Annotated in this window: 20 protein-coding genes; 14 read left to right on the forward strand and 6 right to left on the reverse strand. The window is 39.9% G+C overall.

Annotated elements, in window-relative coordinates; translation table 11 throughout:
* Positions 1 to 45: 45 nt before the first annotated feature.
* Together J4N24_RS13160 and J4N24_RS13165 are read right to left on the reverse strand one after the other, a co-directional pair.
* A complete protein-coding gene (locus J4N24_RS13160) occupies positions 46 to 1770 on the reverse strand; it encodes an arylsulfatase (protein ID WP_207534154.1) in 1725 nt (574 codons plus the stop codon).
* A 20-nt stretch (positions 1771 to 1790) separates the two neighbouring features.
* Positions 1791 to 4247, reverse strand: a complete 2457-nt coding sequence (locus J4N24_RS13165) for a glutaminase family protein (RefSeq protein ID WP_207534155.1) — start codon at positions 4245 to 4247, stop codon at positions 1791 to 1793.
* Between the two features lie 266 nt (positions 4248 to 4513).
* Between J4N24_RS13165 and J4N24_RS13170 the strand changes: the two genes are divergently transcribed.
* From J4N24_RS13170 to J4N24_RS13200, 7 genes are all read left to right on the forward strand, one after another.
* Positions 4514 to 7675, forward strand: a complete 3162-nt coding sequence (locus J4N24_RS13170) for a ligand-binding sensor domain-containing protein (protein ID WP_207534156.1) — start codon at positions 4514 to 4516, stop codon at positions 7673 to 7675.
* Positions 7676 to 7684: 9 nt separating this feature from the next.
* On the forward strand, positions 7685 to 8464 hold the full coding sequence (locus J4N24_RS13175) for a response regulator transcription factor (RefSeq protein WP_207534157.1): 780 nt from the start codon (positions 7685 to 7687) through the stop codon (positions 8462 to 8464).
* Between the two features lie 65 nt (positions 8465 to 8529).
* On the forward strand, positions 8530 to 9129 hold the full coding sequence (locus tag J4N24_RS13180; protein ID WP_207534158.1) for a 5'-methylthioadenosine/S-adenosylhomocysteine nucleosidase family protein: 600 nt from the start codon (positions 8530 to 8532) through the stop codon (positions 9127 to 9129).
* A 116-nt stretch (positions 9130 to 9245) separates the two neighbouring features.
* Positions 9246 to 11114: a rhamnogalacturonan lyase gene (locus tag J4N24_RS13185; protein ID WP_242691616.1), complete on the forward strand. Its 1869-nt coding sequence runs from the start codon at positions 9246 to 9248 to the stop codon at positions 11112 to 11114.
* Positions 11115 to 11127: 13 nt separating this feature from the next.
* Positions 11128 to 12015: a dienelactone hydrolase family protein gene (locus tag J4N24_RS13190; protein ID WP_207534159.1), complete on the forward strand. Its 888-nt coding sequence runs from the start codon at positions 11128 to 11130 to the stop codon at positions 12013 to 12015.
* A 135-nt stretch (positions 12016 to 12150) separates the two neighbouring features.
* Complete coding sequence (locus tag J4N24_RS13195) at positions 12151 to 12957, forward strand: hypothetical protein (protein WP_207534160.1); 807 nt, start codon at positions 12151 to 12153, stop codon at positions 12955 to 12957.
* A gap of 102 nt (positions 12958 to 13059) precedes the next feature.
* The gene (locus J4N24_RS13200; protein ID WP_207534161.1) at positions 13060 to 14097 is read left to right on the forward strand and encodes a LacI family DNA-binding transcriptional regulator; all 1038 of its coding nucleotides are present in this window, start codon (positions 13060 to 13062) and stop codon (positions 14095 to 14097) included.
* Positions 14098 to 14137: 40 nt separating this feature from the next.
* Here the strand turns inward: J4N24_RS13200 and J4N24_RS13205 are convergent, their stop codons facing one another.
* Complete coding sequence (locus J4N24_RS13205; protein WP_207534162.1) at positions 14138 to 14755, reverse strand: outer membrane beta-barrel protein; 618 nt, start codon at positions 14753 to 14755, stop codon at positions 14138 to 14140.
* 300 nt (positions 14756 to 15055) lie between these two features.
* Here J4N24_RS13205 and J4N24_RS13210 point away from each other — a divergent pair, with 300 nt between their 5' ends.
* Positions 15056 to 15652, forward strand: a complete 597-nt coding sequence (locus J4N24_RS13210) for a TetR/AcrR family transcriptional regulator (protein ID WP_207534163.1) — start codon at positions 15056 to 15058, stop codon at positions 15650 to 15652.
* A 5-nt stretch (positions 15653 to 15657) separates the two neighbouring features.
* On the opposite strand, the gene J4N24_RS13215 is transcribed toward J4N24_RS13210, so the two are convergent.
* From J4N24_RS13215 to J4N24_RS13225, 3 genes are read right to left on the reverse strand one after another with little or no spacing between them, the layout of a single operon-like run.
* Positions 15658 to 16422, reverse strand: coding sequence for a LytR/AlgR family response regulator transcription factor (locus tag J4N24_RS13215; RefSeq protein ID WP_207534164.1), 765 nt, complete (start codon positions 16420 to 16422; stop codon positions 15658 to 15660).
* A 23-nt stretch (positions 16423 to 16445) separates the two neighbouring features.
* Entirely contained in the window at positions 16446 to 17492 is a 1047-nt protein-coding gene (locus J4N24_RS13220) for a sensor histidine kinase (protein WP_207534165.1), read from the reverse strand.
* Entirely contained in the window at positions 17492 to 18694 is a 1203-nt protein-coding gene (locus J4N24_RS13225) for a hypothetical protein (protein ID WP_207534166.1), read from the reverse strand. Before J4N24_RS13225 ends, J4N24_RS13220 begins: the two co-directional genes overlap by 1 nt.
* 231 nt (positions 18695 to 18925) lie before the next feature.
* Between J4N24_RS13225 and J4N24_RS13230 the strand changes: the two genes are divergently transcribed.
* The 6 genes from J4N24_RS13230 to J4N24_RS13255 all read left to right on the forward strand — a co-directional run bounded on the left by J4N24_RS13230 (position 18926) and on the right by J4N24_RS13255 (position 25166).
* A complete protein-coding gene (locus tag J4N24_RS13230) occupies positions 18926 to 19486 on the forward strand; it encodes a hypothetical protein (protein ID WP_207534167.1) in 561 nt (186 codons plus the stop codon).
* Between the two features lie 19 nt (positions 19487 to 19505).
* Positions 19506 to 21653, forward strand: coding sequence for a cation:proton antiporter (locus tag J4N24_RS13235; protein ID WP_207534168.1), 2148 nt, complete (start codon positions 19506 to 19508; stop codon positions 21651 to 21653).
* Between the two features lie 299 nt (positions 21654 to 21952).
* On the forward strand, positions 21953 to 22183 hold the full coding sequence (locus tag J4N24_RS13240) for a hypothetical protein (RefSeq protein WP_207534169.1): 231 nt from the start codon (positions 21953 to 21955) through the stop codon (positions 22181 to 22183).
* A gap of 273 nt (positions 22184 to 22456) precedes the next feature.
* Positions 22457 to 23146, forward strand: coding sequence for a response regulator transcription factor (locus tag J4N24_RS13245; RefSeq protein WP_207534170.1), 690 nt, complete (start codon positions 22457 to 22459; stop codon positions 23144 to 23146).
* Positions 23146 to 24510 carry a HAMP domain-containing protein gene (locus J4N24_RS13250; protein ID WP_207534171.1) on the forward strand — a complete coding sequence of 455 codons (1365 nt, stop codon included), beginning with the start codon at positions 23146 to 23148 and terminating at the stop codon, positions 24508 to 24510. Before J4N24_RS13245 ends, J4N24_RS13250 begins: the two co-directional genes overlap by 1 nt.
* A gap of 98 nt (positions 24511 to 24608) precedes the next feature.
* A complete protein-coding gene (locus J4N24_RS13255) occupies positions 24609 to 25166 on the forward strand; it encodes a sugar O-acetyltransferase (protein WP_242691617.1) in 558 nt (185 codons plus the stop codon).
* Positions 25167 to 25203 lie beyond the last annotated feature (37 nt).

Below are 25203 nucleotides of genomic sequence, written 5' to 3' on the forward strand. Positions count from 1 at the left end.
TATGTGTTATGTGCTTTTTATTTTGATGTAATAAATCCATCGCCATTAGTGACCAGCTCTTGATGGAGTTCCCGGCTTAGGGAATACCTGATTCTGTACAGCCCAGGAGAGCCATCTCCTGCTCATTTCTTTTACTTTTTCAGGATACATTCGCGACAAGTCCTTCATTTCGGCCTGGTCTTCACTTATTTTATAGAGGTGCCAGGTTGAATCCCTGCCACTTTTCGAAACGATCTTCCATTCCCCGTACCTGGCATATCTCGCGCCGTAATGCTCATTAAATAAAGCCTCATGTCCTGCAGAACGTAAACCCCGAAATGCAGAAACTAAGCTTTCACCTTGCATAGGAGTAATTCTATGCCCTCTGTAAGTAGTCGGATACGTAGCATTGGCAAGTTCAACGAAGGTTTTCATAAAGTCGGTAATATGACCAAGCTGATCAATGAAGCTTCCTTTCCTTGCTTTAATTCCACGGGGCCAGTAAGCGATCATCGGAGTTCGGACACCTCCCTCATAGGATTCCATTTTAGCGTATTGATAAGGGGTATTGGCAACATTTGCCCATCTCCTTCCAATGGAGGCAAAAGTTGTTTGGGGCCCTGGTAAGACTTCTTTTTTCACTGGATAAACTATTTTCCGCCCTTCCCGTGTTTGTGAGGGCCGGTCAAAGCCCGGGCCGTAAGCCGAAGCATCTTCGGGACTTGCGCCATTATCGCTTAAAAAGACAATTAGGGTATTTTCAAGTTCTCCGGTCTCTTTTAAGGTTCGAAGAATACGGCCAATGCCCTGATCCATTGCATCGATCATCGCTGCATGGACAGCCATTGCCCTTGCATCCCAATCTTTATCAAGATTTTTATCCCAACTTAACTGAGCATCGTCAGGGGGTGATAATTCGGTTTTCCGGGAATCAATTAATCCCATTTTAACCATTCGCTCATACCTCCTCTTCCTGATCTCATCCCATCCTGCTTTGTACGTATCCTTATATTTTTCTATATCCTCATTTTTGGCCTGCAAAGGCCAATGGGGAGCATTCTGAGCAACGTAGAGAAAGAAAGGCTTATCCCCTTTCGAAAACTCGCGAATATATTCACAGGTAGTATCATTTATAGCATCAGTATGGTAATAGTCTTTAGGAACCTGGGTAATTGGAGTAGTTCCACTAACGAGGCTAAATGGATCATAAAAATCAATAACTCCCCATAAGGTACCGAAATACTTTTCAAAACCCCTGTTAGTGGGATACTGATCTAAAGGTGAGAAAGCGGGATAAATGGTCTTATGATTGAGCCAATCCAACTGCGCTTCCCCAGTCGACTGCTCTACTGTATTAGAAACATGCCATTTACCCGTCATTGCTGTTCTATAACCTGCTGTCTTGAGCACCTCTGCCAAAGTTACAGTATTCTCGGTCAGGTATCCTCGATAACCCGATTCTACCCTGGAAGCAGTCATTTCTCCTATTCCTGCATTATGGTTATAAATACCTGTCAGGAGTGATGCTCTAGTAGGACAACACCTGGAGGTATTATAAAAACTTCTGAATCTGATGCCCTCTGCTGCAAGATAATCAAGATTAGGGGTTTCAACTTCTCCTCCGTAGCATCCAAGATCTGAGTACCCAAGATCATCAGCCAGAATTACAATAATGTTAGGTCTTGTATCTTTCTGTTGAATTGCAGTGCCCGGATTTTGTTTAAAAGCAAACAGAGACGCAGAAGTAATAATTCCAGCAGCAATTATAATACATAGCGCTTTTTGACTCATTTTTCTGGTTTATGGTATCTCTACTTTTTATTGAATAAAAATCTACCTTCCAACATTTTTATAAAATATCCTCCAACTACACTTCTTGCCTGAAAACCTACATTTTTACCATCTGTGGTTTCATGCCAATCACTTAAAGGCACCCTTCCTTTAGTATCGGTCGCAAAGCGATAAACCGGGCTTACAAACTTTTGAAAATCCTCGGGTTTATCAGCAAGTGTAGCAGTCCAAACTATCCAGTCGGACTTAGTATAGGTTCGGCGACTGTCAAGAGGCAATCCAAAAGGATTTTGTTTTGTGAGGTAAAAAGCTATCTCCTTTTCTATTACTTCTTTGGGAAAGATATTATATCCTAATAATTTATCCCACACCAAATTATACTTCTGACTCCAGGTATTCTTGTTGTCAAAAGTAAGAGCAAAATGATCTCCTGCCTCTGCTTTATCAACCCATTTCAAAGCCATTTCTTCCGAAATCTTTCTATAATTCTCCGCATCCGCAGTTTTACCAAGCATTTCTGCAAGCAAAGCGTAGGAACGAATTCCCAAAATTGCTTTAACAGAAAGATTTGCATTCCGGGCCAGATGGCCGGCAAAATCATCTGTACAAAGCTGATTTGAGGGGTCAAACCCTTCCTTTCTTAAATATTCGGCCCAGGTACTTAACACCACCCAATGAGCCTTTGCGTAATTCGCGTTTCCCTCTGCCTTTGCTATCGCCGCAGTCAAGATCAGCATATTACCTGATTCTTCCACGGGCATATCTTCACCATAAGTTTGTCCGTTAGCGAGAGGATAGGTGCCCAGGTCGTGTGCTGCAAATGGCTTCTTCCACTTCCCGCTCTCGCTGTAATAGAAAATCCCGTTTAGCATACCCTTCAAAAGCTCAGGATTGTAGTATAAGTACATTGGTGCAGAGGGATAAGTCACGTCAACAGTATTGATAGATCCATTACTAAAGTTCTCTTTGGAAAGGAATAGGAGATCTCCCTGGGGGCTCGTAACCAATTTGTGGGCGGCAATACTTTGACGGTAAGCAAGCACACACAGCTTGGCATACTCCTCACCGCCTGATTTAAATGCTTCATTGTATAATTTACCGTCTAAGCTATCGCATTTCCTGACTATAGATGGATATTGCTGAGAAGCAAGGTTAAGGACATCCAGGATCTTTGTACTACCATTGGCATTCCACCAGGGCCGTAAATTGGATCCAAAGTATTGAACAGAAAAGATATCATCATATCCTAATAAGGTATAAAATCTCTTTCCTCCGGAACCAACTCTACCTGCGGGAATGATTGTTCCAAGCACAAGGTTTTTACCAGTCACAGAAAGGCCCTCTGATTTTGAGTTGAATGGATCCGCTTGAGCATTGGATAAAATAAGTGACTTTGCATTATAGGTTGTCGGAACAGCCAGGTACATATGCCCCCAGTCAATCCTCAAATCATCACCTCTCTTCTTTAAAATAGGTTGCTCAACGGTTCCGGCTTTTAAAACCGCCAGATTTCCTGTCTTAAGCTTTTCTGCTTTTACCATTTGAGAGGGGACATTTACACTCAGATTTGTAGATGCACCAAAGAATAGATCCACGGAATGGTCCTGCCCGTCATTGGCACTTACAGAATAACTTATATATGAAACAGGACGGGAAAGAATACTCAGATCGCTTGTAAGCAAAGGAGAGCAGAAGGTTAGCTTGAGATCAACCTTGCCACAAGTAAGATCGTAAGTAGTTTGCGTTGCAGTTACATTTACACTTTTTTGAGAAGCAAGTAAAGACTTAGTTTCTGGCAGAGGACCATCTGATATCCCAGCATCAAGATAGCTATCTCCTCCCGTGTTCCTAACATAGATAGCCATTACATTACCGCTTCTTTTAAGCTTGGAAATTACAGAGGAAGATAAAGGTGTATAAACATAATTGCTTGAATTACCTTTTTTTGAATAAACAAGTTCTCCATTTATCCAAACCATGGCATCATCGTCGTGTTGAATTCGTAAAGCTGGTTTCTGGCCTGCTTCTGCCTTAAAATCAAAAATTCTTCTGGTCCAAAGCTCCTTACTTTTCCACAGTGTGGATCCAAGATTAGTATCGTGGCTAAAAGGCTCTTTTCCTTTTTTCCAGCTACTCTCCTCATAATCCAAAAGCTTCCAATCTCCCTCTGGTTCTGTTTCTGTGTACCTTACTTCTACATTCGCCTCATCACCACAAGGCACAATAGCCCTGTAGGAGGCTGGATTCCTTCCAAGGAAGCGATAGATTACATTATCAACTTTAATAAATCCTGTGAGTGAATGATCTGTATTAGTCCAATGAGAGGTGCTGATCTTATTTAATGTATCTCCGGCAGACCAAATACTAAAATAAGGGTCATGAGCAATAAGAGGATAAGCAGGAGCTTTAGACACCTGCGCTCTGCTATGAACAGAGACAATCAGAAAGAGGATTAACGGAAAAAAATTTAATTTCATATGGAAATTGTGTGTTTATAACAGTTTTATTTAAATAGATATCAGAAGCTAATTGGCGCTGTCTTAATACTGCGAGGGTCAAAATAAGGCAATCTTCAGATGTCGATTTAATCAAACTTTAATCGAAACGTCTCAATTTGGAAAGGAAAGCTCAACGTAAAGTGCAGTTAAAGTGAGTAATGAGGCACTTTAGCTTTTTTGTTACGTTTTCGGTATTCGAACACTTTAAACCAAATGTTTGAATCTATATCTTTGACCTGCTAGCCATGCTTCTTATAATTAAGCGAAGTATTATTTTATTAACTCTGCTCCTTACAGTGCTGTCTGCAAGCGGGCAAGCCTTTTATTTCAGACATTTTCAGGCAGAGAACGGATTAACTCACAACACAGTATTTAGCCTACTGCAAGACAAAAATGGTTTTATCTGGATTGGAACAAAAAGCGGCCTAAATCGCTTTGACGGCTATAGTTTCAAATCCATCAGTAATAGTAATTCCATTGGATCCCTTTCGGATATTACTATTAATTCAATCTGTGAGGATCTTAATGGCCTCATTTGGATAGCTACAGGTTCAGGTCTTTTCAGGTATGATCAGACGGATGAGTCGCTGCATAAAATTTATAAATCTGAGGATTTTGATATCAGCTACCTGAGATGCGACAGAGAGAATAACTTATGGTTCATTTCAAGGGAAAAGCTTTTCAGATTCAATTATAAGACACGATTATTTACTTACAAAGGTGTTTTAGCTACATGTTTTTCCATTGACAGTCTCGGAGACATGTGGCTGGGAGACAGCAAGGGTTTTCTGAAAAAACTAAATATCAAAACCAATAACCTAAGCCAGTTCGAAATATTTGATAAAAGTATCGGCCAGAACTTAAAGGCAATAAGCAAGGTATTTTGTTCAGGTACTGAAGTTTTAGTGGGAACCACAAAGCAAGGATTGCAAAGTTATGATGTGCAGGCTCGTAAATTAAAACCAGTGATTAGCAAGAATAAAGACGGAACAGAGGTTTATATAAGGGATATAATTGGCGGAGAAGGAAATAACTGTTGGATCGCTTCAGAAAGCGGAATTTACCGGTATAATGCAGAAACAGGTGAAATTATAAACTTAAAAAAAAGGCCGGATGATCCTTACTCTATATCAGATAATGCGGTCTACGCTCTTTGTAAAGATAAAGAAGGAGGAATTTGGGCAGGTACTTTTTTTGGAGGTCTAAACTACTTCTCACGTGAAACAAGTAAGTTCGAAAAGTACTATCCGCTTAGCTCAAAGAACTCCTTATCGGGTAGTGCCGTAAGGGAGATTCATAGCATTGACGGGAAAGAGATTTGGATTGGAACGGAAGATGCAGGATTAAATAAATTTAACATTAATACTGGTCAGTTTAGTATTTACACATCTAATGGACAACCGCTTAGCCTTTCGTACCCCAATATCCATGGCCTGCTTGCCGACAAAAGAGCTATCTATGTTGGGCCTTATCTTCACGGGCTTGAAGTAATAAACCCCGCAACAGGCAATGTCAAAAACCGCTTTACTTTACTTAAATCAACTGGCAGCAACTCGAGCGATTTTGTGATGTGCATCTATAAGACAGCCGAAAACACCATCCTGATCGGGACTGTTGGTGGAGGCCTTTTAGCGTTCGACGAAAAAGGGAAAAGGTTTAATAAATACCCTTACTTTCCAAAGAGTGACTTTATCTATTCTATCACCCAGGATCATAAAGGTTTTGTCTGGGCAGGTAGTTTGACCGATGGTGCGTACTTTTATCATCCGGTTACGGGTGAAAATGGTAACATTCGGTTTTATGGTCGCCGCGATAGAGGGAAAGAATCAGATTTTCTGATTCAGGGTATAATGGAAGACAGCAACGGCCGGCTGTGGTTTTCAACTGAAGGAGGAGGTCTGATCCGTCTGGAGAAAGACCGTAAGACCTTCAAAAAGTTTTCTACCAAAACTGGTTTTCCTACAAATAATGTTTACCGTGCACTCGAAGACAAGAGGGGTCGTCTCTGGATCAGTTCTTTAAAGGGCTTGATCTGTTTTAACCTTGAAAATGATCACTTCAAGGTGTACACCCAGGCAAACGGATTGTTAACTGATCAGTTTAACTACAATTCGGCTTATAAAGCTCCGGATGGAAAGATGTATTTTGGCTGCGTAAAAGGAATGATCTCCTTCAAACCGGAATCTTTTAATGGCTCGCATAATCCTCCTGCATTATATTTCACCGGCTTCCAGATCGATAACCGGGAAGTTATACCCGGGCGCTCCTCAATATTAAAAAAGTCTATTAATTATACAGACACTGTCATTCTAAATTACAATCAATCTAACTTTAATATTGAATTTGCAGCTCTAAGCTACTCTTCGCCTTCTGTTGTAAAGTATAAATACAAGATGACCGGTCTTGATAAGAACTGGACTTATTTATCTAGCAACAGAAGGGCTTATTTCACAGACCTTTCTCCCGGCAATTACTCTTTTACTGTTATTGCAGAAAGTAACGTTGGAAATTGGCCTGCCCAGGAAAAGGTTTTACACATTAAAGTATTGCCACCTATCTGGAAAAGTAAATGGGCTTACCTGATCTATACAATTTCCCTCGCCCTCTTGGTCTATTACTCCATCAGGTACTATAAGATAAGAATGGAAAGAAAGAATCGAAGCAAACTTCAACTTTATGAATTGGAGAAAGAAAGAGAAGTATATCAGGCCAAAATTGAATTTTTCACAACTATCGCCCATGAAATACAGACTCCTCTTACCCTTATACAAGGTCCGACAGAACGGGCTCTGAAAAGAATTGAGGAAGTACCTTCCATCAGAAAGAACCTGCTGATGATAGAAAAGAACACGATGCGGCTGCTGGAACTAACCCGTCAGCTTCTTGATTTTAGGAAAGCAGAGATCAACCAGTTTGAACTCAATTTCGTAAAGGTTGACCTGATTTTATTACTTAAACATCAGGTAACTATCTTTAAAGAAGATGCGGCAAAAAAGGCGATTAACATCGTTGAAAACCTGCCAAAAGAACCGTTTTACGCATTCGTTGACCGCGAAGCCTTAATTAAAATCACAAGTAATTTGTTATCAAATTCAGTAAAATATTGTCAGGCCCTTGTTGAGGTTAAATTCATTGTGCCACAAGTCGATGAGCAAACCTTTACTATAAGGTTCATTAACGACGGTCCTGGTATTTCAAACGCTGAGCGTTTGAAGGTGTTCGAACCTTTCTACCGAGCTGCAAATGGAAGAAATAAACCAGGTACTGGAATTGGCCTATCCCTGGCAAAATCATTAACTGATTTGCATGGGGGAAGTCTTAAATTATTAAATACACATAACGAACTAACAATTTTTGAACTAACCTTGCCGATAAGACAGAAATTTGAATTCGTACTCGGCAAATAAAATTTTGAAATGGCAGACACAATTTTAGTTGTTGACGATCATGAAGATATCCTTGATTTCCTAACCGAAATCCTCTCGGATACCTATGAGGTAGTTACAGCTTCCGATGGATCAGAGGCTCTAACGATCCTTGACGCACAATTAGTAAGTTTAATAGTAAGTGACATAATGATGCCGGGGATTGATGGTTTTGAATTATGCCAAACGATTAAATCGAACGTGGAATATTGCCACATACCCCTAATACTCCTGACGGCGAAAAACACATATAAAGCTAAGGTTGAAGGCTTGGAAGTTGGTGCAGATGCTTATATCGAAAAGCCTTTTTCTCCCGAATACCTTATAGCTCAAATAAACAATCTTTTAAAGAACAGAGCAAAGATCAAGGATCACTTTGCCCATTCGCCATTTGAAGATGTGCGAGTAATGGCTTATTCAAAAACAGACGAACTTTTCCTTAAAAAGCTGGATGAGCATATTCAGAAGAATTTGAAGAATACGAATCTGGACATTGATACGTTGGCGGACCTAATGAACATGAGCCGCCCAACTTTCTATCGGAAGATAAAGTCGCTATCTTCACTATCGCCTAAAGAGCTTATAAACGTAACGAGGTTAAGAAAAGCTGCAGAACTTCTTGCAACCAGGGATTATAAAATTTACGAGATAGCAGATATGGTTGGCTATGCCTCGCAGTCTGTGTTCGGGAAGAACTTTCAGAAACAGTTTAAGATGACTCCGATGGAATATGTTGCATCTTTGAAGCCGAAGGATCGAGATAAGGGCTGATTAGATAAATCATTTAAGGAGAATGACCTGGTTTGAGTATTTTTGTAAAGTTCAACTATTTAAACATGATTGTAATCAACGAAAATCACTCATTTGCTCCTGAAAATGTACTCTTTACTTTTGCCCTTGCTTCTGAAGCTGCAGACGTATTTGAAGACTACAATAAGTTGATTACAGGAATTGGTAAAGTAAATGCAGCTTACGAACTTACTAAAGCTATTCAGGATAAAAGGCCCGAAGTGATCATTAACCTTGGTTCTGCAGGAAGCGCCTTTTTTCAAAAAGGGGATGTCGTGTGTTGTACTGAATTTGTTCAAAGGGATATGGATGTGAGAGGTTTAGGTTATGAACAATATGAAACCCCTTTATCAGGAATTCCTGCCCAACTGAATTATGGTCTTGACATGGCCAATCTAAAGAAGGGTGTATGTGGCACAGGAGATAACTTCGAAATGGCGCATCTTACCAAGGCCTACAATGTTGTAGATATGGAAGCTTATGCTTTGGCTATGATCGCAATGAGGGAAAATATTCCGTTCGTTTGTCTTAAGTACATCTCTGACGGAGCAAACGAAGATGCAGCCGATGACTGGACGGTACAAGTACACCATGCTGCCGCCAGGTTCGGAAAAATTCTTCAGCTTCCTTTTAGAGCACTCGTGTAATCAACTTTTTACCAGCACTTCCCAAAAGCTCCCTTATCTTTGGTTTTGGCAATGATCGCAGGCATCCTGAAACGTCCTGCATTAGATGCTTTTAGAATCTCTTATAATAACCAATTATGATGAAGTATTTCTCTTATTTACTCTTTGTGTTTATAAGTCTGGACGTTTATGGACAACGTGTGATGGAAGACCTGGACCGGGGTGTCGTAGCCGTTCGCTATGCGGCTGATTCAGTTTTCGTAAGTTGGCGTCTCTTGGGAACAGAACCAACTAATCTTCCTTTCAATATCTATAGAAAGACAGGGAACAGCAGACCGGTAAGACTAAATAACCATCCAATAACAGGAGCAACTCACTTCATCGACACCTGGGCTGGTTTTAGTCAAAGCATTTCTTATGATGTAAGAGCGATCATTAATGGCAAAGAAGCAGGCGAAGATAAACCCTTCGAATTACTGCCCAATGCAGCGGTACGTCAATTTCTATCTCTACCCCTTAACACTCCAGGCGGATATCGACCTCACGATATATCTGCCGGCGACCTTGATGGAGATGGGGAATATGAGCTTATAGTTCACCAAACAGGGAAAGGACTGGATAATTCCTTTAATGGAATAACCGATAAACCTATACTCCAAGCTTATAAATTAAATGGTAAATTATTATGGACTATAAACCTTGGTAGAAACATTCGCGAAGGGGAGCACTATCTCCAGTTCATCGTTATTGATATGGATGGAGATGGAAAAGCTGAAGTAGCCATGAAAACTGCTGACGGGACTGTGGACGGAAAAGGAAAAGTAATTGGAGACTCTACCAAAGATTTCAGGAGTAAGGAATCAAGAACTCTTGGGAAAGTACTTGAAGGACCTGAGTTTTTTACGGTATTTAACGGTGAAACAGGAGCAGCCCTGGCGACTACGGATTATATCCCTTCACGATATCCTACAGATGGCTGGGGTGGCCCGGGGGGAAATGGTGGTAACGATAACAGTGGGAACCGTGTTGATCGCTTCCTTGCCTGTGCGGCCTATCTTGATGGAAAGTTACCGAGTGTGGTAATGTGTAGGGGCTATTACGGACGAACTGTTCTTGCAGCATGGGACTATCGGAATGGAAAACTTAGCTCCCGGTGGGTTTTCGACACCAAAGATGGGAAAAATCCATTCTCCGGGCAGGGTAACCACAACCTGACGGTTGCAGACGTAGACGATGACGGAAAGGACGAAATTGTTTATGGAGCAATGGTGGTTGACGATAATGGAAAGGGCCTTTTCTCTACTGGCTTTCGTCATGGAGATGCGCTGCATGTAAGCGACCTGGATCTAAATAAACCGGGACTTGAAGTATTTGGGCCTCATGAAATAGAAGATCACTCAAAAGGAGACTCAGGATATGTAGCAGGTGCCGGCCCCGGAGTAGCTGTATATAGCGCTCGTACAGGAGAAGTATATTTTAAAGGCTCTATGGATACAGATGTTGGCGGGGGCGTTGCAGAAAATATCGACCCCTCAAACCCAGGCGCGGAGATGTGGTGGTCTAATTCTGGCGGTTTATACAATATGAAAGGAGAAAAGATTGGTGATACACCAACAGGATCATGGCCGATCTGGTGGGACGGAGATTTTACCCGGGAACTGGTAGGCCGGGGAGCTATTCATAAATATAAGGTTGGAACGATCTTTAACGTTCCAAACGGAGAAAGAGGCAACGGGCGTGGGGTTCCAAATCTATCTGCAGATCTGTTCGGCGATTGGCGTGAGGAGATGGTGCTTGCTGCTGGTACAAATGAACTACGGATCTTTACTACTACCATTCCAACCAGCCATCGGATGTATACGCTCATGCATGATCCCCAGTATCGTCTCAGCATTGCCTGGCAGAATGTATCATACAACCAACCTCCTCATCTAAGCTTTTATCTTGGTGAAGACATTAAGAAAACACCCAAACCAAATATTATATTAGCCAAAAGAAAAAAATAAAACTCCTTTATCTATGAGCGAAATTAAAAAAGAAGATGTTAAACAAGAGATCTTTGATTTGTATGATGACTATGCTCACAGTCGCATCAACAGGCGCGATTTTATACAGAAACTTGGCCTTTATGCAGTAGGAGGATTAACGGTTCCTTCTTTGATGAGCTTTTTAATGCCCGATTATCAGGATAGGATACAGGTAAAATCGGATGACCCGCGTTTGAAATCGGAATATATCACTTATAATTCGCCAAAAGGAGGAGGAAATATTAAAGCCTTATTATCTAAGCCGGTGGATGCGAAAAAGAAACTGGGTGGAATCATTGTTGTTCACGAAAACAGAGGACTTAATCCCCATATCGAAGATGTTGCGAGGCGAGCTGCACTTGCAGGATTTATTTCTGTTGCCCCTGATGCTCTTAGCCCCCTGGGCGGTTATCCGGGCAATGATGACGAGGGAAGGAATCTGCAAAGTAAGCGTAACCGGGATGAAATGCTGGAAGACTTCATTGCTGCCTACGACTATTTAAAAGAGCACAAAGATTGTAACAGCAAAATTGGTGTGGTTGGTTTTTGTTTCGGGGGATGGATATCAAATATGATGGCAGTCAAGGTTCCTGGTCTTGATGCAGCTGTACCGTTTTACGGAGGTCAGCCTCCGATAGAAGAAGTTTCTAAAATAAAAGCCCCTCTCCTTCTGCATTATGCTGAACTTGATACACGCATTACAGAAGGTTGGAAGGCGTATGAAGCAGCACTTAAAGAGAACAAAAAAGAGTATGATGCTTATATTTATCCTAAGGCAAATCATGGTTTCCATAACGACACTACTCCTCGTTACGATAAAACAGCTGCAGAGCTTGCCTGGATTCGTACTATAGACTTTTTTAAAGAAAAGTTGAAATAAGTTCAGATACAACAGAGGCTGGAGCGACTTAAGCAGACAGTCTCTGTTAAGCCATTCGTCTCCCCCTCTTTTTGCTCCTATGCCTGTAGCGTTTTTCTAAGTACTACCGTAATTCAATAAACGCAATATTTTTACATGAAAACCCGAAACACTTTATTTTCCATTCTCACAGCTGCTACCTTCATTACAAGCTCTTCTTGTAAAAAAGAAAGTTCGCCGCAAATCATTACCGATCCTATATATACAGTAGATCTGGTTAAAACGATTAGATGGGCAAACTCAGGAACAGAAACCTACTCCTATAACGCTGATAGTACACTGAAAAAAACTATTGCAGGAAGTACAGGCGCAACCACAATGACAAGGGATTTTAATTATACCAACAAGAAACTAACCCAGGTTATTAAATCAAACTTGATGGAGGAAAATTATGAGTATAACAGCCATGGACGTATTAGCAGCATTGTTGAAAAACTAGTGGGAACTTCTTATCCTGGTACTAAACTCGAATTTGACTATAATACCGACGGGACATTAAAGACGATGAAGTATTACGAATTCGATGATCTCAGAAGTAACTTAAAAAGCACCTCTACTTATGAATACGATAATCAAAAGAGGCCTTATAAAATCACTACAATAGGCCAGTCCAACCCAGGAACGAAAGTGATATTTGACCTGGAGAACTACTCGGGTAATTTCTATATAAATCCCTTTTCTCTTCTTGAACCCTGGCATCTGGTTGCAGAAGATTACCAGGTCTACAATTTTGCCCTGCTAAGTTCTTTAAATCGGTTACCGGGAAAAGTCACACGAAAGATAGAAGTTAACGGAACTGTCCAGGAAACAGAATCAGAAACGTTCACTTACGAAGTTAAAAACAACAGACTGGAGTCAATACTGCATCATTCCAATAATTTTAAGATAAGCTTAGAGTACTAGGCATCGTCGTCGCATTTACCTTGATTCATGTAAAATACTTTGTATACTTTTATGCTTTCTGAAATAGTATTGTAAAAGAGGATAAAGGGGATACACTCTGACATGAAAAAAGATTCTGAAAAAGTTGATCTGCGCACTTTAGCTAAGCAGTTGAATTTGTCTGTCTCGACCGTATCAAGGGCATTGAATGATAGTTACGAGGTAAGTCCGGTTACCAAAGAGAGGGTTTGCGAACTAGCCAGGAAGTTAAACTATCAGCCTAACCCCTATGCAAAAATGCTGAAGGAAAAGAGCACTAAGACGATTGCGGTAGTTATTCCTGAGATTGAAAACAGCTTTTTTGCTGCCTCCATAGATGGCATTCATAGTGTAGCCAATCAGTATGGGTATCATGTTCTGATCTACATCACTCAGGATAGTCACGATAGGGAAACAGCAATTATTAAACTCTTGTCGGGAGGAAGAGTGGATGGGGTGCTAATTTCTCTATCATTAGATGCCAAAGAACTGGATCATCTTTCCTGCCTTACTTCTGATATTCCTTTTGTATTGTTTAACCGGGTTGGGGTAGACGGACCTTCCTCATTCAGTCGTGTAACAGCTGATGACTTTGATGCCGGCTTTAAGGCTGGTCAACACCTGTTAGAGCAGGGATTTAAAAATATTCTCTACTTGGGTATTTCACCTAATACATCAACTGATACCGCGCGCAGGCAGGGGCTTTTACATGCGCTGGTACGGAACAATGACGTGAATTATGAGATGATGTATTGCAACCAGCAAACCAGGGAGGAGAATTTACAGGAGATAAAGAAAAAGTTGCATTCTGCCCAGTTCGATTCAGTTTTTGTCTCAGTTGAAAACCTGGTCCTCCCCTGTTATGAAGCTTGCGCAGAATTAGGATTGAAAATTCCCCAGGATTTAGGCATACTTGCCTTTTCAAACTCTCCTGCTACCGCTGTTTTCAATCCAGCCTTAACAACCGTCGTACTTCCTGCCCGCGAAATTGCAGTACTGGCGACTCAAAATCTGATTTTTCTGCTAAAAGGGAAACCCGACAATGTAAAACAGAACGAGCGCTTACCTTCAAAACTTATTGTTCGTGCCTCAACGATAAAAAAGCATTCAACAAAAAAATAGGAGCCCTTTTGGAGCTCCTATTTTCATACGCTTGATTTTCCTAGAAGTGGAACTGAACACCAATTTGTGGGGTAAAGAAACTCGTACCTACAGCGAAAGTTTCTCTTCCTGCTCCTTTGATTTTATCGTCATTCTTATCTTTCACAGTTAGGTTGTTGTAAGATGCGCCCGCGAAAGAGAATTCAATTGCAACCTTTTTTGTTGGAAAATAAGCAAAACCCGGAGAAAGAGCCACCCCAATAGAAGTTGATGTGCCTGTTTTATCACCAGCTTCACCATTTGCGTCAGTAGCTTTCACAGTACCGAAGGCCATTGGTACAGCTGCCTGACCGAAAAATTTAAACTGCTCAGAGAGGTTTACGTAGTAACGTCCAAAAGGACTAACAACAAAGGCTTCATTTTGGCCCGAAGAGCTTGCGCCAGCTATTTTGGAATAGTTATATCCAATTCCTGTACCTACAGCAATATTATTAGCTACAAAATAACCAATGTTAGGAACTAAAGAAAGATTCTCTGCAGCCTTTGCTCCTGAAGCATCCGATTTTGAAGATGTATAAGAAGCTGTACCGCCAACAATGATTTTTCCTTTTTCGGTCTGAGCTTTCGAAGAAAATGCAAGACCTGATAATAATGCGATTGATAAAATTAACTTTTTCATATTTTCTAAATTTTAGTATTAGTCTATCGACTATGAAACAAAATTAGTCGAATATTCCATCAAATCAATACGGGCTGCAATCTTACAAACAAGGAAAAAATACAATTAGCTGATCTATAAGCAAAGCAATTTTAGAATGACTTTTTTCTTACTCAGCTTTGACTATATCGCTCTAGTAGATTTTAAGTAATAACTTATACACATCCATAAATAATTCTTATATTTATTGAAAAGGCAAACGATTACTGCTGTTTTCCCGTTAACACTTATAAAAAGTAGAATAATAAATCCATTCAGTCGATGAATCCAAATCAAAGAGATGAAAAAATAATACAGGAGATATTAGTAGCAGCCAGGAATGTCTTCACTCAATACGGATTCAAAAAGGCGACTATGGAGGATGTTGCAAAAGCTACAGGTAAAGGGAAGAGCACTTTGTATTATTACTACCCGGGCAAGACTGAGCTTTACGAGGCTGTAGTGCGGGATGAAGTAGAAAAGCATATTAAGGCCATCCGGGAGGAGGTCAATAAGGCTATAGGATCTGAGGGCAAACTAAAAGCCCTTTTATCTAAGCGACTGGAATTAAAAAAGCAGATGCAAAACCTTGGGCACGTTATACAAGAGAGCATGTTTGACAACTTCGACACCTTTTGCCGTATCAAACAAGAGTTTGAAGAGACACAGGTAGGATTTGTAAAAGAAATTGTTCTTGGCGGTATTCAGCTAGGTGAATTTAAAAAGCTTTCGGCGGAGGAAATAAGTTTCTTTTCCCATTGGGTAATCGCAGGTTTTAGCAGCCTTTCACAACCCATATACCCCTCACAATGGCTGAAGGAAACAGATGAATTTTGTGATAAAGTAGTGGGTTTTATTATTGAGGGGGTAAAAAAATAATAATCCTACTGATCCAACCATGCTTTAAATAGAGGGGTTCGTTGACTGCTTACAATAACTTCTTCATTTAATCCGGGTTCCAGTACCAGCTTAAGTCGCCCCTTAAAATAAGGGTGAATTTCCTTAGCCGAATCGATATGAATTATAAGTTTCCGATTGACATGAAAAAACCACGTGGGATCTAAAAGTTGAATAAGTTCTTCCAGCGAATAATCAACAGGATATTGATATCCATCTCGGGTTACCAGGAGATTCAATTTATCATGAGAATAGAAATAGGCGATTTCCTCTACCTTTATAGCCTTTATTTTTGCGCCGAGCTTTACCATAAACCTTGATTTGTAAGTGATATTTCGCGCATTCATCATACTGATAAAACCGTCTATTTTTGGTTCGGTCAGAGGCCTGGCGCTGCCCTTCATTTCCTCCAGTTTTTGCAAGCTTTGTTCCAGCATTGAATATTTAACCGGTTTAAGAAGATAATCTATACTGTGATATTGGAATGCTTTCAATGCGTATTCCTCATAGGCCGTACAAAAAATCACAGGGCACTTTACCTTAGCTTTTTTAAATATATCAAAGCAAAGCCCATCAGCAAGGTGTATATCCGTCAGGATCAGATCAGGCAAGACATTAGCAAGAAGCCACTCCGCTGCTTCCTCGACAGAAGGGATAATAGCCATAACCTGAACTTCTCTGTTATATTCATTCAACAGCTTTACCAAACGTTCTGCGGCTAATGGTTCGTCTTCAAATATTAAAACCCGCATTATTTATTCCTTTTCTTGTGTTCTTAATACATTTCCAAAAGTGGTAAACTAACTTTAAAGTGAGCACTATCCTCCCCCACTTCTACTTGCATATCTGAGAGGTAAGCATACCTCTTACGTATGTTTTCCAGTCCTGTTTTGATCATCCCTGTTTCCACTGTAGCTTTAGGTTGAAAGGTATTTTGCACCAACAACCGGTTATCCCCTAGCATATAGATGCCGACAAATAAAGGATTATAAACCGAGATCTTATTATGCTTTATTACATTTTCCACTAGCAATTGTAGTGTAAGAGGCGGGATACAAACCCCGTCAGATAAATTATTGGGAATAGAAATTTCAAATATCAATTGTTCTCCAAATCGCTTTTTTAAAAGAAAAATGTAGGAATGAATGAATTCAACCTCAACGTTAAGGGGCACCAGTTCCTCGCTTTTGTAACGTAGAACATAACGGTAAACATCTGCAAACCTGTCAAGAAAGTCTTGAGCCACTTGTGGATTTAATTCTATAAGTGAGGATAATACATTTAAATTATTAAATAAAAAGTGCGGATCCAGCTGCATCTTAAGCGACTCTAACTGAGTGCGTAAATTCTCCTCCCGCAACAGATCAGACTGCAAATGCGCCTTTTTCCATTTATTCATAAAATACAAAGCAAAATTGATGGACAGTACAGGAATGATAAAAAGCAGGCCGTAAACGTTCAACACCAGCATCTGCTCGACAGCAGGTCTTTCTGAGCTCTGCACTTTAAATAAATAATAGGTAGAATTAATACACCCCAAAGAATAAACACAACTTAATAGAAGCTGGGTAAAAAAACGCTTTGTAGTTGGCCCTGCCCAGGGCAACCAACGATCCAGTAGATTAAACAAATAATTGTTACCAATCCAAAGCAGAGTAAGAACTGTAATAATCCAAAGAAATGCAACAAGATAATAGAGTTCGACACTTGCCTTGATTAAGCTAAACCCTAAAGAAAAGATGAGGAGTACTCCAATAAAGCAAGCAAAGGCAAAGAATCTCCCGTCACTTTTATCCTGATCTGATTTACCTGGCTTTAACATTACTTGAATGAAATCTCCCTGACTTTTGACCAGGGAATGTATCTGTGCTTTGAATTTACCAGCAAAACAACAATTCCCCAATTATTACTTGTAACATCATTATGATTGTGTAAAGTCAACACTTTTTCATCTTTTAATGTAACTCTAGACTCCTGGTCACTGATAACTTTTATATTGCTTATATAATTAAAAGGAATCTGATAACTTATGCTATTACTCCTGCCTTCTAATAGCTCAACGTTCCATTGCTCATCCAGATCGAAAATACAATTACCTTTAACTACTTCCCCTTCGTTAGTTTTTACGACCGCATATATTCTCTTGGGTGAACGGTAAGAGGCGTACCCGAGATCTTTCGGCATTTTGGAGAATCGGACAGAGTTAAAGGCTTCCCAATCAACAATAGCCCTTCCCCAAGCAGGGTGCATTACTACTATTCCGTGATTTGAGGCATTAACATCCCTGTTATTTTTCAGAAAGACCTTTTTTTCAGAATCAAACTTGATTATAGCCCCCTTGTCTCTTTTTTCTATGGAAGCAATCATATTAAAGGGATATTCTGTATCTGTCCTTTCAACATCATTAAGTTTACCTTCGAGCCGCTGGCTCGTAAGGAACTTAATCTTATCCCACTGGATAAATCCACTTAGCTCCCCCTGGCTCGTCGAGATGGTGCCATAAAGAAGATCAGCATTGAAAGGATTGAAGTTATCTGGAGAAGATTTGAAAATTACGCGACTAATCGAATTCCAGGCAACTTTTCTAGACTGAGGACTAAAAACAGTAATATCCTTACCTAAATGGCGGTTTTCCCTGCTATCAGTAACTACTCTCAACTTAGAGCCATTCTTGAGAAAAATTTGAGCATCCATCGCCCCTGTAACATGTATTGAGGCTATATCACCGAAACGACATAGTAGCTCCGTCCTTCTTTCAGGCAATTTATCCTTCCATAAGTTCATGAACTCCCAGTCAATCCCCTCGTCCTGATCACTTAGCGCATTGATCTGATTTCGGGTAAGATATTTTAGAGCATACTGTTCTTTCTTCGAAACAAGTAAAATATCAGTCCAAAGCAATTGCCCTCCACTCCACCGAACTGCTCCACTTACGATACTACGGTCCTTCAAAATCACGTCGGCGTAAATAATTCCTTCATATTGGCCTTTAGCTACCTTAGTAAGAGACAGCAGAATTAACAAGAGGAAGCACCGAAAAAAACAAACCATAACATGCACTAGTTCCAGGGCGGAAAGTATTGAAAAGAACAAATAAAAACAAGGAAGAGCAGATGAAGCCAGACTTTGAACTAATAAAAGAGGAATAAGAGGGAATGAATACCCACCTTACTCCTTTTAATTTTTTTTTAATATCTGTCTCTACCTTTGTATCTAACCCATACTATCCAACAACACTAGTTAAAATTCATCTGAATGAATATCAAGCCTCTTGTATTAATTCTTCTCATAACGCTAGTCTTTAATGCTTGCAGCTCTGATAACAAAATCAAAGCTATACAAGATTCTCTCGCGATCCGTGATAGCCTCATTGACTCATTAACAATCCAGCTGAAGATAAAAGAGGATTCACTTTTACTTCTTAAAAACGCTACAGATACAACAAAAGTTCTAACGGATACTGCAGGAGATTATAAGCCTGAATTGATTGGCCGCTGGACCGTGAGCATGCAATGTATTGAAACATCATGCGAAGGTTCAGCAATAGGAGATGTTAAAAATGAACAATGGGAAATTTCTTACGAAGGAACGTCTATTGTTGCCAAAGTCCTTAACCAGAAAGAAGTTACCAGAACGTATAAAGGAGTTTTCAGGAATGAACATATTGAACTAAAAAACCTGGAAGCGACGGCTAATACCCAAATGATCGTAACTCTTCAGCAAAAGAATAGTGAAGGATCTCTGGAGGGTATTCGTGAGATAATAAAAGCAGATGATTGCCGCATTCGGTACTCGGTAAAACTGACAAAGCTGTAAACCTTTAACTACAATTAAAATGTTGATCCTTTCTGCAGTTGATCTGTCACTTCCCTTACAAAATCCAGTGATTATTTTTTCACTGGTTTTATTTATTATCCTTTTTGCACCAATACTTTTCGATAAGATCAGGATTCCGCATATCATTGGCCTTATCCTTTCAGGAATTGTAATCGGACCTTACGGTCTAAACCTGCTCCTGCGCGATAGTAGCATTGTGTTATTTGGAACAGTTGGGCTACTTTATATAATGTTTACAGCGGCGCTGGAAATCGACATGGAGGAGTTTAAAAAAAACAAAATGAAAAGCCTGGTTTTCGGACTTTTCACCTTCATAATTCCACTCACCTTTGGTTCCCTATCAGCCTTTTATCTTTTGGGCTTCAATATTCCCGCATCTTTCTTAATTGGCAGTATGCTATCTACACATACTCTTCTGGCTTATCCTATTGTAAGCAAATACGGGATAGCACGAAATAAGGCTGTGACCCTCACTGTCGGGGGAACAATTATAGCCGATGTACTCGCTCTTTTAGTTCTTGCTGCTGTAACAGGAATGACTAAAGGGGATATCGGACCTTCCTTTTGGTTAAAGTTAGGCATCGGTTGCTTGCTGTTTGGAGCTGTTGTCTTTGTAATCTTCCCTTTAATCGCCAGGTGGTTCTTTAAAAATTATGAGAACCACGTTTCACAGTACATATTCGTTCTGGCAATGGTATTTCTTGGTTCTTTTCTTGCGGAACTTGCAGGTCTTGAACCTATTATAGGAGCATTCCTTTCGGGCCTGGCACTGAACCGTTTTATCCCGCACGTCTCGCCTCTTATGAACAGGATCGACTTCATTGGCAATGCTATTTTTATTCCATTTTTCCTTATAGGAGTGGGCATGCTTGTAGATATTAGTGTACTTTTCAAAGGATTGGGAGCCATAAAAGTGGCAATTGTAATGATTATCTTGGCCGTAGCAACCAAGTTTATAGCTGCTTACATAACACAAAAATCATTTAAATTAAGTAATCTCGACCGTAACCTTATCTTCGGATTGAGCAATGCTAGAGTAGGTGCAACACTGGCCATCGTACTCGTTGGCTATAATATTATTCTTACAGAGACTGAAACAGGAGATCCAATTCGCTTATTAAGTGAAGATGTGTTAAATGGAACTATCCTTTTAATCCTCATATCCTGTACTATTAGCTCCCTTGCTGTTGAGAAGGCTGCACAAAAACTTGCACTTAAGAATGAAAACATCGGAGATAAGGATGAAAGTTCCACCGATCGTGTACTTGTATCTCTGGCCTATGAAGACACCGTTGGTGATCTGATAGATTTCGGACTGATGCTGAAGTCGGGCACAGACAGTGCTGATATTTACGCATTACATGTGAATGGAGATGATAAAAGCGATTTAACGGCAGGAACATTTGGAAAAAAGCTTTTAAATAAAGCAACTGTACATGCGACAGCAACGGCAAGTCAGATCATACCCTTAAACCGGCACGACGTTAACATAAGTCACGGGATAATTTACACCGCGAAAGAATACAACATTACCGACCTTGTAATTGGTTTGCATCGGAATGCTGAGGAAAATAATTTCTTCGGGCCTACAGCAGAGCCAATTCTAAAAAGGATAACTGAAACTGTCTACATTTACAAACCTTGCCAGCCCTTCAACACATTGAAAAAAATTCTGGTTGTAGTGCCCCCTAAAGCTGAATTTGAACCCGGCTTCCTGTATTGGTTTACTAAAGTGGTCAAAATATCCCGGGAAGCAGGCATCCCTCTCCATTTTTATGCAAATGCGGAGACCACCAACGAACTGAAACGCGCATCAGAAATAATGGAAGGATCTATTAAATTAGTATTTAATGAATTCGCGCGGTGGGAAGACTTTCTGATCTTTAGTCGCGAACTTAAGCAAGACGATCTTTTTGTAATTATAAGCTCAAGGCAGGCAAAGATATCTTATAATGAACAGCTCGGAAAGTTACCTTATTACTTAAGCAATTATTTTCAAGAGAATAGTTATATAATAATTTACCCCCGTCAACTCGAGCAGGGCGACCTTTCAGATATTCAACATTCCAACTCCTATCTTGTACAAGCCTTTACAGATAAGATACAGGCAGTGGGACAAATAGGCAGCGTTTTTAAAAAACCTTGAGAGGTTTAACTCTGTACGATGAGGCTACCAGGTTTGCAGTAATGGCACTGGCAATAGAACCGGACAAACCTGGCAAAGCTTTCTAACATAGAACTACACCTGTCTACAAGCAAATGAAACTCTAAGCCTCCCCACCGAAAAAAACACAAAGAAACTAAAGAAAAACTATAAATAGCTTCTACGCTATCAGCTATTCAAAGGATGAAATAAAATGTTAAAAAAAAATTAAAACCACGTAATATAGAAACAGAAAAGATTGTCAATAGTAATTTATCTATTACTATTAAATACACCTGCACATGAGCATACTTAAAGAACCGTTTAAAATTAAGGTTAATATGAGAGGGCAGTCTGTTAGTCTGCAAATCCTTCATAAAACAGAAACATTCGATTTTGAAATGGAAGGTAACAAGGTTTCGATGATTAACAATGGAGACAACTCCTGGAGTATTGTAAGTGGTAATATAAGTCAGGAAGAAGCAAATTTGATAGGCGCCGAAATCGAAGAACATTTTAAAAGGATACTTTAATCTTTACATATCCTCGATCGGAAAAAAAGCCCTGACGCTATGGGAGCACCAGGGTAACCTAAACCTTATCACAATTGATCTTGAAAGATAACTGAAGAGCTATCTTGTTATAATAATTATCCAAAACAAATGGTAAAGGCTATAAAGCCCTTATTTCATATACAAAGGATGTAATAAAAAATTAAAAAAAAATTAAATTGCCAGGCCTTCTCGCAGCGGTATTTTAAAACAACTAATTTAATCGAGAATTTAAAGCAATGAATTATCTACTGGATGGAGCAGGCAAAAGTATTATTATTAGAGGATGATAAAACCGTAGCATCGCAAATTAACTTATTCCTGACTAATAATGATTTTAGCTGTGATGTCATGGAAGACGGGCTTAGCGTGTTGAAGTCGGATTTGAGTGATTATAAGCTCTTTATCCTTGATATAAATGTACCTATAATAGATGGCATACAAGTTTGCAGAAAGATCAGGGAGATCTGCAGAGAAACTCCGATCCTGATGCTGACAGCATACGGCTCCTTATCGGATAAATTGCAGGCATTTAATCTTGGTGCAGATGATTATATCATTAAGCCCTTCTACTTCGAAGAACTACTTGCGAGGATACAAGCCTTGTTGCGCAGGTACACCAAACAGCCTTTGCAAGAAAATCAGTTTATAAAAATAGATGATCTGGAGGTGAACTTGATTGACAAAACGGTTTTTAGGGCGGGGAGAAGAATTGATCTTACGTTGAAAGAATATAAACTTTTGGAACTTTTATTAAATGCAAAAGGGAGGATCCTTTCAAAGCAATTTATTGCATCTAAAGTTTGGGACATCAATTTTGAAACCGGAACCAATACTGTTGAAGTATACATTAATTTTCTCCGGAGCAAAATAGATAAAGGCTTTACAAAAAAACTTATTCATAATAAATCCGGCTTTGGTTACTGTCTAAAATTGCAGGATTAATGAATCTAAAACGGCGCTTTTCCATCTACTTCAGCCTGCTCTTCTCTCTCGTACTGGCAACGGTGCTGATTGCTGTTTACCTCCTTTTTTCAGAATACAGACGAGATGATTTTCGGACGCGCCTATTTCAAAGAGGAGAAACGTCCATTAAGTTTCTCGTAAGGGTTGGAAAAATGAATCCTGCTCTGTTAGACATGTTCGACCAAAACAGAGCCAACAAGCTGATGGACGAGAAAACCACCATATACAATAAACATTATCAGCCGGTATACACCAGCAATAACAACGATTATTACCCCTGGACTTTGGCCGACTTTGATAAGCTTCGGGTTAAAAGCCATCTTGCTTTGCGTAGAAATGGGCATCATATAGTTGCCAAAGCCTATTACTTCAACAACAAACCTTATTATGTGGTTGTCTCGGCTTTGGACGACTTTGAAGCGAATAAGGTTCCCTACCTAAAGTATCTTCTTTTTCTGGGCTTTATTTTTGGCACAGCCTCAGTTCTCATCCTTTCATTTTATGTTAGTAAGGCGGGACTTAAACCATTAGACAGCTTAAGGTCTCAGATGCTGGAGATATCCGAAAAGAACCTTCAAACGAGGATAGACCTGCATCCAAGGAATGATGAGATCGCACAATTGTCAAAAGCGTTCAATCAGATGATGGACCGTATTGATTCAGCTTATCAACGACAAAAAGAGTTTACAGCAAATGCTTCCCACGAATTAAGAACTCCTCTTGCCAGGATCACCTCAGTCATCCAAAATTCAATAATGCCCGGGCAATCACAGCAGGAGGAAAATCAAAAAAAAATATTACACGATATTCACCAGTTATCAGAGATTGTGACCTCACTTTTATTGCTTTCAGAGATTGAAGGAGTATCAGAAAGAAAGGCTTTCAAGATGATCCGGCTGGATGAAGTAATCTTCGCTGTTGTTCAGGACTTTTCGCTGATCCATCCAGAACTTAAGTTCAGCTTCGACATTGTTAACAACTCCGAGTCGATCGGTGTAGAAGTCCAGGGAGATGAGATCTTGTTGAAGGTAGCTTTCTCAAACCTTATTAAGAACGCCTATTTCTATTCCGAAGATAAATCTGTTCGCTCTATAATAACTGTATTTGATCATACCCTCACTGTTAGCTTCATTAATAATGGTCCGGTTCCAGAAATTGATAATCCCAACCTATTATTCAACACCTTTGCACGCGGAAGCAATAGCTCCGGAAAAAGCGGTAGTGGTGTCGGTTTAAGTTTGACTAAACGTATTCTAAAAACCCACGACGCCATTCTTTACTATCAAACCAAAGGCGATAAGATTAACGAATTGACGGCGACTTTCAAACGTGTAAAATTTTAATAAGATTCCAAGTAAAACCACGCTTGTATTTCCCCTACAAATAACTTTGCAAAAAATCCTTTGAAATTTTAAGCTTATTAATTTAATAATAACAACCTATGAAAAATAAAACCGAACTTCAAAGAATGCTTGATGGCGAGTTATATCAGGCATCAGATAAGGAATTAGTTGAGATGAGAGATAAGGCGAGAGCCCTCTTATCTAAATATAATCTAATGATCGCAGCTCCGCTGGAAGACCGGAAGACTGTTTTAAAAGACTTACTGGGAAATTGCTCAACTATTGACATACAGCCACCTTTCTTTTGCGACTATGGTTCTCATATTTCTGCAGGTAAAAACTTCTTTATGAACTTTAATTGCGTTATCCTTGATTGCGCAAAGGTAACCATAGGAGATAATGTAATGTGTGGCCCCTACGTTCAAATTTATACGGCCTATCATCCGGTCATTGCAGCAGAAAGAATCAAAGGTCCTGAACTGGCTGCCCCTATTACCATCGGAGATAATGTATGGATCGGGGGAGGTGCTATTATCTGTCCAGGTGTTACCATTGGAGATAACACAACCATCGGAGCTGGTAGTGTAGTGACGAAAAATATTCCAGCAAATGTGTTTGCGGCAGGTAATCCTTGTAAGGTGATACGGGAACTTTAAATATCCTAATTAAGATGTAGCTGGAGTAGCGCACCAA

Origin of the sequence: Desertivirga arenae, from assembly GCF_017355785.1 — a bacterium.
GTDB lineage: Bacteria > Bacteroidota > Bacteroidia > Sphingobacteriales > Sphingobacteriaceae > Desertivirga > Desertivirga arenae.

Coding starts and splice junctions, on each gene's coding strand:
- J4N24_RS13160 (WP_207534154.1), bottom strand. CDS start 1,770: ATGAGTCAAAAAGCGCTATGTATTATAATTGCTGCTGGAATTATTACT.
- J4N24_RS13165 (WP_207534155.1), bottom strand. CDS start 4,247: ATGAAATTAAATTTTTTTCCGTTAATCCTCTTTCTGATTGTCTCTGTT.
- J4N24_RS13170 (WP_207534156.1), top strand. CDS start 4,514: ATGCTTCTTATAATTAAGCGAAGTATTATTTTATTAACTCTGCTCCTT.
- J4N24_RS13175 (WP_207534157.1), top strand. CDS start 7,685: ATGGCAGACACAATTTTAGTTGTTGACGATCATGAAGATATCCTTGAT.
- J4N24_RS13180 (WP_207534158.1), top strand. CDS start 8,530: ATGATTGTAATCAACGAAAATCACTCATTTGCTCCTGAAAATGTACTC.
- J4N24_RS13185 (WP_242691616.1), top strand. CDS start 9,246: ATGATGAAGTATTTCTCTTATTTACTCTTTGTGTTTATAAGTCTGGAC.
- J4N24_RS13190 (WP_207534159.1), top strand. CDS start 11,128: ATGAGCGAAATTAAAAAAGAAGATGTTAAACAAGAGATCTTTGATTTG.
- J4N24_RS13195 (WP_207534160.1), top strand. CDS start 12,151: ATGAAAACCCGAAACACTTTATTTTCCATTCTCACAGCTGCTACCTTC.
- J4N24_RS13200 (WP_207534161.1), top strand. CDS start 13,060: ATGAAAAAAGATTCTGAAAAAGTTGATCTGCGCACTTTAGCTAAGCAG.
- J4N24_RS13205 (WP_207534162.1), bottom strand. CDS start 14,755: ATGAAAAAGTTAATTTTATCAATCGCATTATTATCAGGTCTTGCATTT.
- J4N24_RS13210 (WP_207534163.1), top strand. CDS start 15,056: ATGAATCCAAATCAAAGAGATGAAAAAATAATACAGGAGATATTAGTA.
- J4N24_RS13215 (WP_207534164.1), bottom strand. CDS start 16,422: ATGCGGGTTTTAATATTTGAAGACGAACCATTAGCCGCAGAACGTTTG.
- J4N24_RS13220 (WP_207534165.1), bottom strand. CDS start 17,492: ATGTTAAAGCCAGGTAAATCAGATCAGGATAAAAGTGACGGGAGATTC.
- J4N24_RS13230 (WP_207534167.1), top strand. CDS start 18,926: ATGAATATCAAGCCTCTTGTATTAATTCTTCTCATAACGCTAGTCTTT.
- J4N24_RS13235 (WP_207534168.1), top strand. CDS start 19,506: ATGTTGATCCTTTCTGCAGTTGATCTGTCACTTCCCTTACAAAATCCA.
- J4N24_RS13240 (WP_207534169.1), top strand. CDS start 21,953: ATGAGCATACTTAAAGAACCGTTTAAAATTAAGGTTAATATGAGAGGG.
- J4N24_RS13245 (WP_207534170.1), top strand. CDS start 22,457: ATGGAGCAGGCAAAAGTATTATTATTAGAGGATGATAAAACCGTAGCA.
- J4N24_RS13250 (WP_207534171.1), top strand. CDS start 23,146: ATGAATCTAAAACGGCGCTTTTCCATCTACTTCAGCCTGCTCTTCTCT.
- J4N24_RS13255 (WP_242691617.1), top strand. CDS start 24,609: ATGAAAAATAAAACCGAACTTCAAAGAATGCTTGATGGCGAGTTATAT.